We start from the raw sequence: 15,894 nt of genomic DNA on the forward strand, positions 1-15,894 counted from the left end.
ATGGGTTCACCTATTTATATTGTTTTGTATTATTGTTTCTTCTGATTGCACAACGCCAAGCGAGATAATCAGTTTTAATGCTTCGTCGGTTGTCATGTCTAATTCAATCGCATCCTGTTTTGGCACTACGATCAGAAATCCTGAAGTCGGATTCGGTGTTGTAGGGATAAAAACCGTCAGCATTTCCTGACCAGTCTGGCTTGCAATACTTCCCTGAGCCTTTCCAGTTAAAAAAGCGATACTCCATAGCCCTTTGCGTGGGTATTCTATGAGCATCACTTTACGAAATGCCTGGCTGTTAGTAGCAAAAACCGCTTGAATGACCTGCTTGGCAGCGTTATAGATCGAGCGAACAAGTGGAATTTTACTCAGAACAATCTCGCCCCACTCTACCAGACGCTGACCGAGTATGTTGGTTGCAATAATACCGGTTATTACCAGGATTGCGAGTGATAAAAAAACGCCAAGTCCAGGTACTCTGAATCCCAGCAATTGCTCAGGTTGATAGCCGGTCGGCAATAAAGCAATCGTACTATCGAGCATGTCTACAATAAACCGTAACACGACAAATGTAACGACTATAGGCAGCCAGACAGCGAGTCCAGTTAAGATAAAGCTTTTAAACGACCGGCTTTTCAATCTACATCACCCTCATTAATCGCTGGAATCAGTTGTCGTAGTTGAAGTACCTGCTTCTTTCCCGCTCGAGGCAGATGAGGCTGTTTTGTTTTTAAAATCAGTGACATACCAACCGCTGCCTTTTAATTGAAAGCCACTCGCAGACACAAGCCTGACCGCTGTGTCATTTAAACATTGCGGGCATTTTTTTGCGGGCTGGTCACTGATTTTTTGCATCAAATCAAAGTGATGATGGCAACTTGTACACTCATACTCATAAATTGGCATCAACAAATCTCCGTAACACTGAAAAATTAATTAAAAAAAGTTCAATTATTATATACTTACTGCAACGCTGCAGGCAAGGTGGAATTTGATTTAAACATAGGTGGGTAGTTTGAATTAAATTTCTCCATTTAACTATATCGTTCGGGCTGAGGAAGCGCTTTAGCGCTGTCTCGAAGCCTGTGGTTCAGTGCCACGCCTTCGAGACCAATGCTCCGCATTTTCCACAGGCCGAACGGGTATGGGGTTTACAACCCAATCTATATCTTGATTATACGGAACCGTTGCTAACAAGGGACTATCGAGCTTTTCTTTCAACGTTGCAATGTTTTCTTCAAGCATTAACATATTACTATCAAGGCAATTAGCTATCCAGCCGGTAATTGCCGCTTTTTGCTGTTTAAGTACGGCTTCGGTCAATAAAGCTTGGTTTATACAGCCTAATCGTATGCCGACGACTATAATAACCGGGATAGACAGGCATTCAATGAAGTCAAGCCAGGTTTCCTGTTCATTCAGCGGAACCATCAGCCCGCCCGCTCCTTCGATTAACAGGTAATCAAATTGGTTATAACGCGACTCATTACAAAAGGCGGCCAGTTCTGCCGCTGTCAAGGACTGGTTTTCATGCCTGGCAGCCAAATGGGGCGAAACCGGTGTTTTAAACGACCAGCGATTAACCGGTGTTATTGGGTCAGCATTAAAATGCTGTAAGCGGATAATATCGTCATTTATCCCATTACTCCCGCTCGCAACTGGCTTCAAAGCTTGTGCTGCGTAATTGTTGTTATTGAAATACTTAAGCAACAGACAAGTCACATGGGTTTTACCACAATCCGTGTCTGTGCCGGTAATGAAATAACGTTTCATGCAGTAAAACGCTCGATATGCTCAATAAACTCATTCTGATGCGACAGAAATGGCAAATGGGCCGCCCGCCTGAATAAAGCATAATCAAATGAAGGAAATAACTTTTTCATAGCCAACATGGTTGCTCTGGGCGTGATGGAATCGAGACGGCCAAACACATAACTTACCGGTTTCTGATAATGTTTCAGCAAATCCCGTAAATCCCACTCGGCCAATGCCTTCAAGCCATTTTTTAAAGCCTCTGATGAGGGTAAAAAATGCACTGTATTCTGGTAAATCTGATTTTGGAGCTGCAGGTTTACAAATTCAACTGCTGCAGCTTCTGGATTACTAACCAGATTGGCATAAAAATTCTCAAACATTCGCCGCTCAACACCAGGCCAATCATCATTTTTCAGAAAACAGGGTGAAGAAGCCACATTGATTAGATGTGAAACCCTCTCACTTTCCTCTAAGGCAAAACGTGTCGCATATAAGCCGCCCATTGACCAACCTACAAGGGAAAATTTCTCAGGCAAGCGATCAAGCAACATCGTTTTAAAATCGCCCCACTCCATCGTCGAACTTTGTCCAAATCCCGGCAAGTCAACCAGATAGACCGAAAACTTATCTTTAATTGCCTCAGCTAAAGGCAACCAGATTGAATGATCAAACCCCCACCCATGAAAAAAAACCAATGGTTTTCCGTTGCCTAATGTTTTAATGGACAGATTCATATATCGCCTCTAAGTGCCACAGTAAATTATCAATATGCTCAGGCTCATGATGCGCATTCAAGACAATACGCAACCCTGTACTTTTACGGGAAACCGTTGGCTCGCGCATGGCACGGCAACTGATTCCCTGAGCTTTAAGCGCTTCAGAGAATTTAACCGCCTTATAAGGGCAACCTAATCGTAACTGTTGAATTTGAGTCTGAGAATTACTCCAGATCATGTCAGTATTTACGATTTTTTGCCTGAAATAAGCGATCAAATTAAATAACTTTTCGCGCTTTTCATGAGCATCATACACAACTGTTAGACATTCGAGAAGAGCATATGCTAATGCCGGGCTAAAAGCAGTTGAATAAATTAACGATCGCGCACATTGAAATAAGGCATCAATCCATTCAGCCCTCCCTGCAACCAACGCACCTTGAAAACCAAGCGCTTTACCAAAAGTAATAATTCTAAGCGGAATGTCGTCCTGAGTCAGACCAGCCTCAAGAACGCCGCCCATACCGTTTTTTCCCATAATACCGAAAGAATGCGCTTCGTCCACAATGCAAGATGGACTCATTTCAACAATCCTCTTCAAATCAGCCTTCCGGCCGCTCATGCTGAAAATTGACTCTGTGATCACCGTATACTGCCCGGTTACAGTTTTTAGTTTTCTGGCCAGATCATTTAAATCAGTATGCAGGAAACGCGAATACCTGACCCTGGATAATTGAATACCATCATAAATTGAGGCATGGATATCTTTATCAATCAGGATATGATAATCAAGGCGGCCAAGCAGGCTTGCTATGGCCAGATTAGCAGCATAGCCAGATGAAAAAACCAGGGCGTCATCAACGCCCAGGCGTTCGGCAAATGCTTTTTCCAATTGTTTATGAATGGGATGATAACCACAAACAGCCATGGAAGCTCCAGAGCCTGCAGGATAATGCTCAAACCCACGCTTATACGCCTCCTTGATGCGGGGATCATTACGCAAAGACAAATAGTCGTTGCTGCAAAAATTGTGCGAATCAGCAATATCCGTAAAACACTCCCGCTGGCGATATAACCCCTGCTGCTTCAATTGTTCAATCAATATATGCGCGTTCATGCCGGTAATGCATTCAGCCCAAGCTTGGTAAACAAGACATCGTCTTTTTCTTTCTGGTTGATCGAGTCGCAAGTCAACATTTTATCAGCGGTAAATACTGAATTAGCGCCAGCAAAAAAGCATAATGCCTGCAATTCTTCCGACATATCTATCCGCCCGGCTGTGAGACGTATAAAGCTTTGCGGTAGCAGAATACGGGCTGTTGCAATTGTCCGGACGATCTCAAAATTGTCTATCCTCTCTTTGTGAGCCAGCGGCGTTCCTTCAAAACGTACCAATTGATTAATTGGAACACTTAATGGCTGGGGTTCCATATTGGCTAAAGTCATAACAAACTCCACTCTGTCATTTTGAGTTTCACCCAACCCCAATATTCCACCACAACAGACTTGCATACCGGCCTCACTGACCTTTTTGATAGTATCCAGCCGGTCGTCAAATGTTCGGGTTGTAACAACTTTATTATAATAGGAAGGCGACGTATCAATATTGTGATTATAATAATCAAGACCGGCATCTTTTAGTTCATGTGCCTGCTCGCCGGTTAACATGCCAAGCGTCATACAGGTTTCAAGACCCAGCGCTTTTACTTCATGAATCATTTGTTTCAATTTCGGCATTTCCTTTTCAGGAGGATTACGCCAGGCGGCACCCATACAAAACCGTTTGGCGCCGTTTGCTTTTGCCTGCCGGGCATGCTCCAGGACTGTATCTACATCCATCAGCTTATGTTTTTCAATAATGGTATTATGATGACCGCTTTGCGAGCAATAGCCGCAATCCTCTGGACAGGCGCCGGTTTTGATGCTTAATAACTGAGCGATTTTAATGGTATTTGCCGGATGATTTGCTTTATGAACGGTATGTGCTTCATAGAGTAAATCATGCAATGGTTGTGTATAAATTTTGTTTACTTCAGAAAATTGCCAATATTTTTTTGCTGTTTCCATTTTGGCTACCTTGGTTTTAAGAAGGTTACATGATAAGGTTCGCCATCTTATTGTCAACTTATTTTTAATTTATGGTTAACATGACAGAATTAAGCGCGCGCGACCTGAAACATATCTGGCATCCCTGTATGCAAATGAAAGATTTTGAGACTCAGCCTTTATTGGAAATCAGGTCTGCCAAAGGGTGCTATCTCTATACAAATCACGGTCGATTGATCGATGGAATCGCCAGTTGGTGGTGTAAATCATTAGGACATAGCCATCCTGCAGTCATTCACGCAATCAGCGAGCAATTGGTAAAATTTGAACATGTTATCTCAGCCAATACAACTCACCCGTTAATGGTTGAACTGGCAGAGAAACTGGCTGAAATTACCGGCAAACAACGCATTTTTTTTGCCAGCGACGGTTCCAGTGCCGTTGAAATTGCGATGAAACTGTCTCTCCATGCGAACCAGATTAAAGGCAATAACCAGCGAACCGAGTTCGCAGCATTAAAAAACAGTTATCATGGCGAAACATTAGCAGCTTTAAGCGTTAGTGATTTGGGAGTATATAGCAAACCCTATCAAGGGATGGGCACAAAATGCCATTTTATTGAGCACATACCTTATTTTAACGCCGATGAACCGCACGATAATGATTATGTCCAACAATGCTGGAACCAAACCGTTGTTTTTCTTGAACCAATCAAACATGCATTATCAGCCATTCTGGTTGAACCTTTAGTTCAGGGTAGCGGTGGCATGTTGTGTTATAGCCCGGCCTATCTGCATTTGCTTGCTAATTGGGCGAAGGAAAATGATATCTATCTTATTGCTGATGAAATCATGACCGGGATTGGCCGCACCGGCAGTTGGCTGGCATGCAGTCAGGCTGATGTCAGCCCCGATCTGATTTGCCTGTCTAAAGGCTTGACCGGAGGAACTATCCCTTTTAGCTGCGTTATGATCAATGAAGAAATTTATCAGCTTTTTTATGATGATTATCATAAAGGGAAATCCTTTCTACACTCGCATACCCACAGTGGAAATGCGCTGGCGATTGCGGCAGCGCTGGCGACTTTAAACACAATTGAACAGGACGGCTTACTGGAAAAAGCTAGTTCACTAGGTGTTTTCATGCGTGAACAGCTTAATCAGATAGCGGAAGAGACCGGGTACTTGAAAAATGTCCGTGGTATAGGCGCTATTGCCGCCGCTGATATGCCCTTTCCACTGGAAATGCGGCTCGGGAAGCAATTAGAACAGGAGGCATTAAGCCGCGGCGCGCTATTACGCCCGCTTGGTCATACTGTATATTGGCTGCCGCCATTGAATATTGAACAGGAAACTATTGTTAAATTGGGTGAAATCACCCTAAACTCTATTATGGCAGTGTGCAGTTAACCGCGCACAGGACAATTTTTGTAGGTTGGGTCGTTTTGACCCAACAAGTTAAATTCACAGTACACGATACTTTAATAAACTAAAGGCAGGAGCAATAATGAGCAAATGGATTATGTCTTTCCTGTTAGCATTTTTATGTAACGGATTACTGGCAACATCAACTGATTCCTGGAACTGTACGGCCTATGACCAAGGCAGCGGTCAGTGGACGGCCAGTAGTGATTATGAGCGGTCCGCTATAAACAAAGCCATGGAATTATGTAAAAAATCCAGCCAATATCCGACAACCTGTAAAATATCAAAAAATGATTGCGATTATCTGGCAAATGGTCAATCGACCAGACCTATGTGGCAATGCAAAGCATTAGATCAAATGGCTAAAATATGGCCAAGCAGTTATTATACGCAGCGTGATGATGCCGCCATTGCAGCCAGGTCGTTTTGTGAAGAAAAAAGCGCTTTTCCTGATACATGCTATGTCAATTTAATAACGTGTAAAAATGTGAATCAAGTGGAGTATTAATGCTTTGTATCGGTTTAACAGGTAATATCGCCAGCGGTAAATCAACGGCTCTTAACCATTTTCAGACACTCGGAGCCTGTATTATTAATGCTGATCATGTGGCGAGAGAATTAACGCAGGCAAACCAGCCTGCGCTGACCGAAATTGCACAGCATTTTGGTCAACACATTATCCTGGCTAATGGCGAGCTGGATCGCCGTCAGTTACGGGAAATTATTTTTGCTGATGTGAAGCAGCGGATTTGGCTTGAACAGTTACTTCATCCACTTATTAAACATGCGATTCAGCACAGGCTGTCCCGATGCAGCAATGCCCCCTACTCTGTTATTGAAATTCCGCTTTTAAAAAGCAAACAAGACTACCCTTATCTTGATCGCGTACTTGTTTTGCTGGCGCCAACCCACATTCAAGTACGCCGGGTTATGGAGCGCGACAATTGCGATGAGCAGCAGGCACTGTCAATTCTGGCCAGCCAACCGGATGATGCATCACGGCGAAGTCTGGCAGATGATTTGATAATTAATGATGGTTCTGCAAATAATTTGTTAAAAACTATCAATCAATTACACGAAAAGTATTTACAATTGGCTGCTAAAAAGTCATCATAGTGTAATTGCCCATATGCTAGTGAAGTTGCACCTTCAAGTTATGGTTTTAAATTTGTAAATGGCTAAGGACAGCATCTTTTATGTTTTCAGATACTATCACTTTTCAGTTAGCTACCCATTTCCTGCCCAGGGTGGCCTTGCGGGTGGAATGTCTTTACCAAACAATTAATCAGGCGTGCGAAGAAACACATCCGGTTATTCACCATTACGCGCTGAAAAATACAATCGAAATTATCCAGCTTATTGAAAAACCCGAGTTAAAAAGCCGTTTTCTTAAAGAGCTAATGCGAATAGAACATACGTTAATCCGCTATAACAATAGTTTTGACCGGGAGTTGCAGGAGAGCCTGCACGATCAGATTCATAATCTGAACCAGACGGTAGGCAGATTTGGCGATAAGATTCATACAATTCCGTTTTTACAATCAATCCGGGTAAGCCAATCACTACACAATCAGGATTGCGAAATTCATTCGCCGCAATTGTTATTATGGCTAGAATCTGATCCCATAATCAGACAACGGGATTTGATGCTGTGGTTAAGTTACATACAACCATTAACCACAGCGGTTAATCTGTATCTGAAATTATTACGCAGTACTGCTGAATTTGATCAGATTGAGTTGGTAAATGGTTTTTATCAAAGGCCAATTCCATCAAAAACATCTTGCCATCTGATATTATTGCGCATGAATAAATCCAGCGGGATAGTTCCGCGTATGCAACTTGGTCATCATGGTTTCAGTTTACGTTTGTGTGAGGCTAATAGTATGCATGAAATCCGACAAGCCAAGGCTTCTGTTGATTTGGCGATCTGCCAGATTTGATTAATTTGCCAATCACAACCTGTTTTTGCCAAATATTTTAAGTTAAACTATTAGAGTATTTTAGCGAAGCATCGATAAGGATTGCTCCGCTAACGCTCGCAAGATGGGCTTTTTTGCTATAGATAAAAAAGGAATTTATATATGATGCCTAATTTGGATATTATTCATGCAATTTTCCCTTTTCTTGGTTTAGTGCTATTGATTGCAGGTTTAAAAACCAGCCATAAAAACCTGATTGTTATTTCGCTCTGGCTGAGCTTGATTGCCATCCTGATTCATTATCGCCTGTCGGGCGGAGAAATATTGGGAAGTTATTTTGGTTATCTGCATACATTAGTTTATTCAATCAACCTGCTGGTATTGCTTATCGCCATTATTTATTTGCTGGTACATTTTGCCAAAGAGGCCGGTTCGGGCTTTATCCGTTATACCACAGGCTTAATTGCAGCGATTTCCATTACCAGTATTGTCATTTTACTTGGCAACCTCTGGACGAATGCTTATTTTATTGAACATCGATACCCGGGAACTCCCGTATTGCAGGTAGCTACTTTTACTCAACTGGACTATTGCAGTTATAGCCATGTTTTCTATAAAGTTGACAGCTATGGCAAGATTGGGTATTTGTGCCCTAATCATTATGGCTTACTGCCCTCAATCGGATATCTGGATACAGCCCCAGGCTATGTTATCAAGCAACTTCCTGCTGTGCTGCAAACCAAATTTCAAAAGGGAAGCTAAGAATTGTTGAAAATTTGTTCTATTGATTGTTTTTTGATAATATGCGGGAATTTTTATTGATAGTGAACATGATGCGCCGACTGATTATAATTTATTTAATAGGTTTCTGCACAATAAGTTTTGCAATGGCGCCAAAATTAAATTGGGAGCAAGCAGTTGATAACGCGATTGCCAAATATGGCTTGCGTACAGAACCTGAGCTGATTCGTTTTTTTAACAGCGCCCATGTTTCCTATCCGCCTAAAGATATTGCTCTTCTTGCATTCAAGAAAGAGAGGTATATTGAATTATGGGCCAAAGATGAAAAGCAGGCCTGGCAGCATATCCACAATTATCCTTTAACTGCTTTCAGTGGCCGTTTGGGGCCTAAATTAAAAGAGCGTGATGGCCAGATACCTGAAGGGGTCTACCGCCTTGTTACCTTCAACCCATTCAGCAGCATGCATCTTTCAATGATGATTGACTATCCTAACAGTTTTGATCGTCTGCAAGCCAGCAAAGATGGCCGCAAACAATTGGGCAATAATATATTCCTGCATGGTAAGTCATTGTCAGTAGGTTGTCTGGCTATTGGCGACAGAGCGATTGACCAGTTATTTTTACTGGCGCATCGGGTCGGACTGAGCCGGATAAAAGTAATTATTGCGCCAAATGACTTACGGGTCGGCAAACCTGCTACCTCAAACTTTGCGCAACCCAGGTGGCTGCCAGAATTGTATAAGCAGATCAGTGTTGCATTAAATCAGTTTCCGGTAAGCAGGAAGCTTGCAAGGACATGAATGCCCCTCTCCTGTATTGAGAAGAGGGAAATCTTTTACTCGTGTTCGGGAGCTACTACAAATATTCCTGGCGCATTGCGCAGGTATTCGTTGTAATCCATGCCATAACCGAAGATATAATGATCATCAACTTCCAGGCCCACAAAGTCGGCTTTATCCAGACCATCTGGAACACGTTTATGATGCTTGTCAACTAAAACAGCGCTATAAACGCTATCAGCGCCCATAGCTTTAATTTCTTTGATAATCGCCGCTAAAGTCAGACCGCCATCCAGAATGTCATCCATAATTAAAACAGTTCTGCCAGTCAAATCAATAGATGGTTTAACTTTCCACTGCAGTTCGCCGCCATGAATTTCACCGGCATAGCGAGTTGCATGAACATAATCGACTTCCAAAGGGAAATTCAGACGGGGCAGCAAATTACCCATTGGAACAAGTCCGCCAATCATAACACAGAGCACAACCGGGTTTTTATCATGCAGTTGCTGATGAATGTGGATAGCCATTTTATCCAGTGCGGCTTCAATTTCCTCAATAGTGAATAAAAGCGTTGCTTTTTCATAAACTTCTTTAATTTTTTGTGGCGTTGACATGAGTAAAATCCTGAGAATATAAAAAAATTTTGAAACCGTTACTTACGTTTATCGGGTACGGGAAACATGCTGATTTTACTATCATCCCTGGTTTTATCAATAACCTTGCCTGTACCCTGCCTGGTTACCTCATCAATTCGGTATACTGCCTGCAGGGGGATAAAAGTTCTTTTAACCGAACTGAACTCGGCTTTTAAACGTTCTTCAGAGGGATCAACAACTAAAGAAGTATTTTCACCGAAAACAAACTCTTCAACCTCAAGAAATCCAAACATTTCACTTTCACACACTTTACGCGCGTAAATTTCATAAGTAGAGTCCTGATTGGCGAATGTTATCCTGAATATCGATTTTTTAGACATGAAGCAGAACCAGAAATATAAATCCGGCATAGTATAGCGAAAATATAGTGATATCGAAAGTAATTTAAGGGTCGGACTAATGTGATCAGACAATTTTTTTGTATTTCGTGTAGGTTGAGTCGAAACGACCGAACCTACATATATTGCCTGTATAAAGCTCACCAATACGGCGAGAATCCTTATACCAAGCCCGGTACTGGCCTTGAATTTTTCTCTTGAAGAGCCTGAATGAAACCGCTCACTGTAGCCACTTCTTTTCCAACCAGAGCATTACCGGCGCCTGACTTAACAAACGCTCGCAGGTCTTTACCCAGATTGCCATTTCTATAAGTAGACAAGTGTGCGCTTAAATCAACATTCTCTCCCTTTAACGCTGATTTTAAATCAGTAACAGCATCTCGTTTTTGTTTGAAACTCTTTTGAAAGCCAGAAAAAAAGCTGCCATAAAAATACTCTTTTGTTTGCCCGGAGGAGTCAACGACAGCGCTTCGTTTTTTCAGGTAGCTATCCAGCAAGTAGTTGATATGTTTTTCATGATTGCCTGCCTGGGCATAGCCATAAACAATAGCATCAACCTCTGCGCCCTGTTGTCTGCAGGCCTCTACTTTGTCATCGTAGCCTGCAAGCGCATAACCATAAGCAATCTCACTAACGTCTGCACCAAGCCGTCTGCAGGCTTCTACTTTTTCATGATTGCCTGCCACTGCATAGCCCCGAGCAATAGCATTAATGCCTGCGCCGTGTTGTGTGCGATAGGCCTCTACTTTGTCATGATATCCTGCCAGTGCATAACCATAAGCAATCTCACTAACGTCTACACCAAGCCGTCTGTAGGCTTCTACTTTTTCATGATTGCCTGCGATTAAATAGCCTTGAGTAATAGCATTAACGTCTGCGCCGTGTACTCTGCGGTAGATTTCTACCTTGTCATGATAGCCTGCCCGTGCATAGCCAACAACAATCGCGCTAACGTTTGCGCCGAGATGTCTGCAATTCTCTACTTTGTCATGCTTACCGGCCGATGCATAGCCACTAGCAATAGTATGAATGTCTGCACTGTGTTGTGTGCGATAGAACTCTACTTTGCTATCATAACCTGCCATTGCATAGCCATAAGCAATAGTATCAACCTTTGCACCCTGTTGTTTGCAGGCTTCTACTTTGTCATGGTAGCCTGCCACTGCATAACCACAAGCAATAGCATTAATGTCTGCACCACCTTGCCTGTAAGTTTCTACTTTGTCATGATTACCTGCCAGTGCATAGCCCAAAGCAATATTATCAATGGTTGCGCCCTGTTGTTTACAGGCCTCTACTTTGTCATGATTGCCTATCCGGGCATAACCCTGAGCAATCTTATTAACACCTGCTCCGTCTCGCCAGCAGGCCTCTACTCTGTCATGATCACCTGCCAATACATAGCCATAAACAATAGCATCAATGGTTGCGCCCTGTTGTTTACAGGCCTCTACTTTGTCATGATTGCCTGCCACTGCATAGCCAAAAGCAATATTATTAATGTTTGCGCCAAAAAATATATATTTTTCCACTTTTTGATGGTTGCCTGCCTGAGCATAGCCACAAGCAATCGCACTAACGTTCGCACCGAGTTGTCTATAGACCTCTACTTTGTCATGATTGCCTGCCACTGCATAACCATAAGCAATAGTATTAACGTTTGCGCCGAGCTGCCGCATCCACTCTACTTTATCGTGTCTGTCTTCCCTGGCTAATTGCGCTCCAGCTGTAACCCAAAATCCATCCTTTACACTTACCGCATCAATATGAAGTTCTTTTAACTTGCTTTTTAATTCTTCAAAATCATTGGTTTCTATCGCAATTTTATAAACCGTTTCAAACATAATTAATCACCAAGCAAACAATTTGCCAACATTTTACCAAAAACCATCTGTAATGACAAAAAATTACCACAATTACAGGACGATTGCCGTTATAAGAACTTACGTGCGATATTTATCCATTCACAGGCGATAAGGTATAGATTACATAAGAGGAATTGCCCTCACTCAATTTTGTACTGGACAATTTTTTATATTATGCGCAGGTTGTAAAGCCCAACATTCATTCATTACTCGGGCATCGATTGTTGGGCTGCACTTCGTTTAGCCCAATCTACAATATTGCCCTGTATAAAGCCCGCCAATGCGGCGAGAGCCTTTATACCAGGTTCTGTACTGGCCTTGAATTTTTCTCTTGAAGAGCCTGAATGAAACCGCTCACGGTAGTTACTTTTTGTCCAACCAGAGCATCTCCGATGCCTGACTTAACAAATGCCCGCAGGTCTTTACCCAGATTACCATTTCTTAAAGTTGACAAGTGTGCGCTTAAATCAACACTCTCTCCCCTTAACGCTGATTTTAAAGCAGTAATAGCTTCACTTTTTTGTTTGAAACTCTTTTGAAAGGCAGAAAAAAAGCTGCCATGAAAATACTCTTTTGTTTTCCCGGCAGAATCAACTACAGCGCTTCTTTCTTTCAGGTAGCTATCCAGCAAGTAATTGATATCGTATTTTTTTCGTTTGTCATGATTGCCTGCTACTGCATAGCCATTAGCAATAGCATTAATGTCTGCGCCGTGTTGTTTGTAGACCTCAACTTTCTCATGATAGCCTGCTATTGCATAGCCATTAGCAATAGCATTAATGTCCGCGCCGTGCTGTTTGTATACCTCAACTTTCTCATGATTACCTGCTAATGCATAGCCGTGAGCAATTGCATTGACGTTTGCACCGTGTTGTTTATAAACCTCAACTTTCTCATGATTGCCTGCTACTGCATAGCCATTAGCAATATCATTAATGTCTGCGCCGTGGTGTTTGTAGACCTCAACCTTCTCATGATAGCCTGCTATTGCATAGCCATTAGCAATAGCATTAATGTCCGCGCCGTGCTGTTTGTATACCTCAACTTTCTCATGATTGCCTGCTAATGCATAGCCGTGAGCAATTGCATTGGCGTTTGCACCGTGTTGTTTATAGACCTCAACTTTCTCATGATTGCCTGCTACTGCATAGCCATTAGCAATATCATTAATGTCTGCGCCGTGGTGCGTACGGTAGAACTCTACTTTGTTATGATTGCCTGCTACTGCATAGCCACGAGCAATTACATTAACGCTTGCACCGCGCTGTTTGTAGACCTCAACATACTCATGATTGCCTGCAAGTGCATAACTATAAGCAATAGTATTAATATCAGCACGGTGCACTTTGCGGTAAGCTTCTACTTTGACATGATTGCCTGCCAGCGCATAGCCACAAGCAATCTCACTAACATCTGCACCGAGATGTCTGTAGACCTTTACTTTGTGATGATTGCCTGCCTGCGCATAGCCACGAGCAATCTCATTAATGTCTGCACCGTGTTGTTTGTAGACCTCTACTTTGTCATGATTGCCTGCTACTGCATAGCCACGAGCAATTACACTAACGTTTGCACCGAGCAGTCGCATCCACTCTACTTTATCGTGTTTGCCTTCTCTGGCTAATTGAGATCCTACCGTAACCCGAAATCCATTCTTTACACTTACCGCATCAATATGGAAATCTTTTAACTTGCTTTTTAACTCTTCAAAATCATTAGTTTCTATTACAATTTTGTATACTACATCAAACATACTAGACACCCAAAGAACTATTTGTATATATTTTAACACCAGTTATCAGAAATGACAAAAATATCACAATTGAAGAGCCATTGCCCTAAAAACTTACATGCGGTATTTATCCATTCACAGACAATAGGGCTATAGATTACTTAAGAGATCATTTATAGGGGGAGCATTAGTTCTCGCTTCTACAAAATGATTGCGGGCATGCCTTTGCAGGCGTAAAAAGTGTTTCTGTTACTGGAGCAACCAGTGTCGGTTGAGATTCGTGTTTTTGCATAACCAGGCAATAAAAGCCTGCCGGCATTGGTGATAGCATTTTGCCAACCTGATTAAATACCGCCAGACGGTTTATCCAGGATAGCTTACTAACTGGCGGGATATAGTAGAAATTGGATAAATGGCATTGGATATATCCCCTGTGCATCATGGCTAGCTTCACTGACAGCATTGATTTGGATGATTTACTGCGTCTGCCAAAACAGTTTTTCCTGGAAAAACGTAACCAGAAACCCCATAAACTGGCAGGATTTATGCCGATAAATACGATATAACCGGATGGCTTAAGCACCCTATCTATTTCATCAATGGGATTTTTTTCAGGGAAAGCTTCCCAGATGAGGGGGGCAACAATGCAATCGACACTGTTTCGATCCAGCGGCAGTTGATTCAGGTTGGTTAATAGTGTTGTTTGTGGTTCAGGAGTCACCGACGCTAGCCAGTAATGCTGATATCTGAACTGCATGGAAAATGGCGTATCGCCGCTGCTGCCTAATTGCAGGATAATATCGCCATGCAATAATTGTTTAAGATAGGCAAGCTCCGCATTAATCGCCTCATAGACCTTACAACCAGCTTCCGATTTATACCATTGGTCCAATGCACGAAACCTGTTTTGTTGATCGATCAATGACAAAGCCCCTGCTCCAATGCTGATTCAATAAAATATTATGTACCATATTTACGGTATTTGCAGCAAGTGTAGCCTGATGCAGCGTGGTGTAATCAAGGGTTTCTTTTTTTGCCCTCTCCCCAGCCCTCTCCCGGTACGGGAGAGGGGGCGTTTGATTATTCAAAGGCTGGAGCCGAAGCTGTACGGATGTTAGCATTATAGATATTGTTCTCCCAGACGCTCTTAATCATCTTAAGAAACTCGGGCTTTTTTTCTTCAAGAAATGAATATATCCGACCCTCAGTAAAACCGTGACCTTTACTTCGTAAACTATCTATTATTTTCGGATGAGTAGCGTGTGTTGAACTGACTGCTGATGTTGTTAGCACAGCCCAGGCCTCGATATAACTATCTTTTATTGCTTGATCGATAGCGATAGAAAACTCAGCTACGCCAGGATCAGCAACTGTTTCCCAGCCAAGAAAGGCCTTAAATGAATTTGGCTTTTGCTTATAAGCACTTTCAATATCAGTAATTAAAACTACCTCTGCAATCTGAATAGGAAAACCAGGGTTAGTAATTAACTCTTTAACCATAGCAGGGGGAAGCTCAAGAGTAGAAAAATCAAAAAATCTGACTGCTCGACGCACCCCTGGACGATTATCAGAATAATTAATTAACGGCATTGTTTTTGTATAGACAAAAATCTCGCCCACAAAAGTCGATTGGGGCGTAATAGTATCTACTGCTCCGTCACAGAACTCATTAATCACCTTTTTCCCGCAAACCTTTGATGCTTTACTTGAAAAGACAATTATATCAAGCATTTGTTTCACCCCTTAGTAATCAATTTGATTGACCTCAATCAGTATAACAACAATTATTCACAAGCCAAATTGTGCTGTTTGCTGCTATAACGCATTTTTTATGCTCAGCAAATCACTTTAAAGCCCGATTATAGTGCACTATCGTTATTTTTTGGCTATATTAAAGCTAGAAGTCTAAATTATTAA

18 protein-coding genes are annotated in these 15,894 nt (G+C 42.2%); 6 read left to right on the forward strand and 12 right to left on the reverse strand.

The window, feature by feature from the left end; all coding sequences use genetic code 11:
• Window positions 1–6: 6 nt before the first annotated feature.
• The 6 genes from ACFORL_RS00425 to bioB all read right to left on the reverse strand — a co-directional run bounded on the left by ACFORL_RS00425 (window position 7) and on the right by bioB (window position 4,538).
• Complete coding sequence (locus ACFORL_RS00425; protein ID WP_382340002.1) at window positions 7–639, reverse strand: DUF502 domain-containing protein; 633 nt, start codon at window positions 637–639, stop codon at window positions 7–9.
• 15 nt (window positions 640–654) lie between these two features.
• Window positions 655–906 (reverse strand): FmdB family zinc ribbon protein, encoded by a 252-nt coding sequence (locus ACFORL_RS00430; RefSeq protein ID WP_382340004.1) that lies wholly within the window; start codon window positions 904–906, stop codon window positions 655–657.
• Between the two features lie 159 nt (window positions 907–1,065).
• Window positions 1,066–1,773 carry a dethiobiotin synthase gene (bioD, locus tag ACFORL_RS00435; protein ID WP_382340006.1) on the reverse strand — a complete coding sequence of 236 codons (708 nt, stop codon included), beginning with the start codon at window positions 1,771–1,773 and terminating at the stop codon, window positions 1,066–1,068.
• The gene (locus tag ACFORL_RS00440; protein ID WP_382340008.1) at window positions 1,770–2,489 is read right to left on the reverse strand and encodes an alpha/beta fold hydrolase; all 720 of its coding nucleotides are present in this window, start codon (window positions 2,487–2,489) and stop codon (window positions 1,770–1,772) included. The genes bioD and ACFORL_RS00440 overlap by 4 nt, the downstream gene beginning before the upstream one ends.
• A complete protein-coding gene (locus tag ACFORL_RS00445; protein WP_382340010.1) occupies window positions 2,473–3,588 on the reverse strand; it encodes an aminotransferase class I/II-fold pyridoxal phosphate-dependent enzyme in 1,116 nt (371 codons plus the stop codon). The genes ACFORL_RS00440 and ACFORL_RS00445 overlap by 17 nt, the downstream gene beginning before the upstream one ends.
• Entirely contained in the window at window positions 3,585–4,538 is a 954-nt protein-coding gene (gene bioB, locus ACFORL_RS00450) for a biotin synthase BioB (RefSeq protein ID WP_382340012.1), read from the reverse strand. Before bioB ends, ACFORL_RS00445 begins: the two co-directional genes overlap by 4 nt.
• A 71-nt stretch (window positions 4,539–4,609) precedes the next feature.
• Here bioB and bioA point away from each other — a divergent pair, with 71 nt between their 5' ends.
• The 6 genes from bioA (at window position 4,610) to ACFORL_RS00480 (ending at window position 9,404) form a co-directional block, all read left to right on the forward strand.
• Complete coding sequence (gene bioA / locus ACFORL_RS00455) at window positions 4,610–5,926, forward strand: adenosylmethionine--8-amino-7-oxononanoate transaminase (RefSeq protein WP_382340014.1); 1,317 nt, start codon at window positions 4,610–4,612, stop codon at window positions 5,924–5,926.
• A gap of 97 nt (window positions 5,927–6,023) precedes the next feature.
• Window positions 6,024–6,449, forward strand: a complete 426-nt coding sequence (locus tag ACFORL_RS00460) for a hypothetical protein (protein WP_382340016.1) — start codon at window positions 6,024–6,026, stop codon at window positions 6,447–6,449.
• Entirely contained in the window at window positions 6,449–7,057 is a 609-nt protein-coding gene (gene coaE, locus ACFORL_RS00465; RefSeq protein ID WP_382340018.1) for a dephospho-CoA kinase, read from the forward strand. The genes ACFORL_RS00460 and coaE overlap by 1 nt, the downstream gene beginning before the upstream one ends.
• Window positions 7,058–7,137: 80 nt before the next feature.
• Window positions 7,138–7,884, forward strand: coding sequence for a cell division protein ZapD (gene zapD, locus ACFORL_RS00470; RefSeq protein ID WP_382340020.1), 747 nt, complete (start codon window positions 7,138–7,140; stop codon window positions 7,882–7,884).
• Window positions 7,885–8,025: 141 nt separating this feature from the next.
• Complete coding sequence (locus tag ACFORL_RS00475; protein WP_382340022.1) at window positions 8,026–8,625, forward strand: type I secretion system protein LssZ; 600 nt, start codon at window positions 8,026–8,028, stop codon at window positions 8,623–8,625.
• 125 nt (window positions 8,626–8,750) lie between these two features.
• The gene (locus ACFORL_RS00480; protein ID WP_382340024.1) at window positions 8,751–9,404 is read left to right on the forward strand and encodes a L,D-transpeptidase family protein; all 654 of its coding nucleotides are present in this window, start codon (window positions 8,751–8,753) and stop codon (window positions 9,402–9,404) included.
• A 35-nt stretch (window positions 9,405–9,439) separates the two neighbouring features.
• Here ACFORL_RS00480 and ACFORL_RS00485 read toward each other — a convergent pair whose 3' ends face one another.
• The 6 genes from ACFORL_RS00485 to ACFORL_RS00510 all read right to left on the reverse strand — a co-directional run bounded on the left by ACFORL_RS00485 (window position 9,440) and on the right by ACFORL_RS00510 (window position 15,708).
• Window positions 9,440–10,000 carry a hypoxanthine-guanine phosphoribosyltransferase gene (locus tag ACFORL_RS00485; RefSeq protein WP_382340026.1) on the reverse strand — a complete coding sequence of 187 codons (561 nt, stop codon included), beginning with the start codon at window positions 9,998–10,000 and terminating at the stop codon, window positions 9,440–9,442.
• Between the two features lie 38 nt (window positions 10,001–10,038).
• Window positions 10,039–10,362 (reverse strand): DUF1820 family protein, encoded by a 324-nt coding sequence (locus ACFORL_RS00490; RefSeq protein WP_382340028.1) that lies wholly within the window; start codon window positions 10,360–10,362, stop codon window positions 10,039–10,041.
• A gap of 179 nt (window positions 10,363–10,541) precedes the next feature.
• Entirely contained in the window at window positions 10,542–12,224 is a 1,683-nt protein-coding gene (locus ACFORL_RS00495) for a hypothetical protein (RefSeq protein ID WP_382340030.1), read from the reverse strand.
• Between the two features lie 316 nt (window positions 12,225–12,540).
• Window positions 12,541–13,998: a hypothetical protein gene (locus ACFORL_RS00500; protein WP_382340032.1), complete on the reverse strand. Its 1,458-nt coding sequence runs from the start codon at window positions 13,996–13,998 to the stop codon at window positions 12,541–12,543.
• A gap of 166 nt (window positions 13,999–14,164) precedes the next feature.
• A complete protein-coding gene (locus ACFORL_RS00505) occupies window positions 14,165–14,905 on the reverse strand; it encodes a class I SAM-dependent methyltransferase (protein WP_382340035.1) in 741 nt (246 codons plus the stop codon).
• A 152-nt stretch (window positions 14,906–15,057) separates the two neighbouring features.
• Complete coding sequence (locus tag ACFORL_RS00510) at window positions 15,058–15,708, reverse strand: hypothetical protein (RefSeq protein WP_382340037.1); 651 nt, start codon at window positions 15,706–15,708, stop codon at window positions 15,058–15,060.
• Window positions 15,709–15,894: the final 186 nt, after the last annotated feature.

The organism is Legionella dresdenensis, assembly GCF_042649825.1.
Classification (GTDB): Bacteria; Pseudomonadota; Gammaproteobacteria; order Legionellales; family Legionellaceae; genus Legionella_C; species Legionella_C dresdenensis.

Coding starts and splice junctions, on each gene's coding strand:
- ACFORL_RS00490 (WP_382340028.1), bottom strand. CDS start 10,362: ATGTCTAAAAAATCGATATTCAGGATAACATTCGCCAATCAGGACTCT.
- coaE (WP_382340018.1), top strand. CDS start 6,449: ATGCTTTGTATCGGTTTAACAGGTAATATCGCCAGCGGTAAATCAACG.
- ACFORL_RS00445 (WP_382340010.1), bottom strand. CDS start 3,588: ATGAACGCGCATATATTGATTGAACAATTGAAGCAGCAGGGGTTATAT.
- ACFORL_RS00475 (WP_382340022.1), top strand. CDS start 8,026: ATGATGCCTAATTTGGATATTATTCATGCAATTTTCCCTTTTCTTGGT.
- ACFORL_RS00485 (WP_382340026.1), bottom strand. CDS start 10,000: ATGTCAACGCCACAAAAAATTAAAGAAGTTTATGAAAAAGCAACGCTT.
- bioA (WP_382340014.1), top strand. CDS start 4,610: ATGGTTAACATGACAGAATTAAGCGCGCGCGACCTGAAACATATCTGG.
- zapD (WP_382340020.1), top strand. CDS start 7,138: ATGTTTTCAGATACTATCACTTTTCAGTTAGCTACCCATTTCCTGCCC.
- ACFORL_RS00460 (WP_382340016.1), top strand. CDS start 6,024: ATGAGCAAATGGATTATGTCTTTCCTGTTAGCATTTTTATGTAACGGA.
- bioB (WP_382340012.1), bottom strand. CDS start 4,538: ATGGAAACAGCAAAAAAATATTGGCAATTTTCTGAAGTAAACAAAATT.
- ACFORL_RS00495 (WP_382340030.1), bottom strand. CDS start 12,224: ATGTTTGAAACGGTTTATAAAATTGCGATAGAAACCAATGATTTTGAA.
- ACFORL_RS00500 (WP_382340032.1), bottom strand. CDS start 13,998: ATGTTTGATGTAGTATACAAAATTGTAATAGAAACTAATGATTTTGAA.
- ACFORL_RS00430 (WP_382340004.1), bottom strand. CDS start 906: ATGCCAATTTATGAGTATGAGTGTACAAGTTGCCATCATCACTTTGAT.
- ACFORL_RS00510 (WP_382340037.1), bottom strand. CDS start 15,708: ATGCTTGATATAATTGTCTTTTCAAGTAAAGCATCAAAGGTTTGCGGG.
- bioD (WP_382340006.1), bottom strand. CDS start 1,773: ATGAAACGTTATTTCATTACCGGCACAGACACGGATTGTGGTAAAACC.
- ACFORL_RS00480 (WP_382340024.1), top strand. CDS start 8,751: ATGGCGCCAAAATTAAATTGGGAGCAAGCAGTTGATAACGCGATTGCC.
- ACFORL_RS00440 (WP_382340008.1), bottom strand. CDS start 2,489: ATGAATCTGTCCATTAAAACATTAGGCAACGGAAAACCATTGGTTTTT.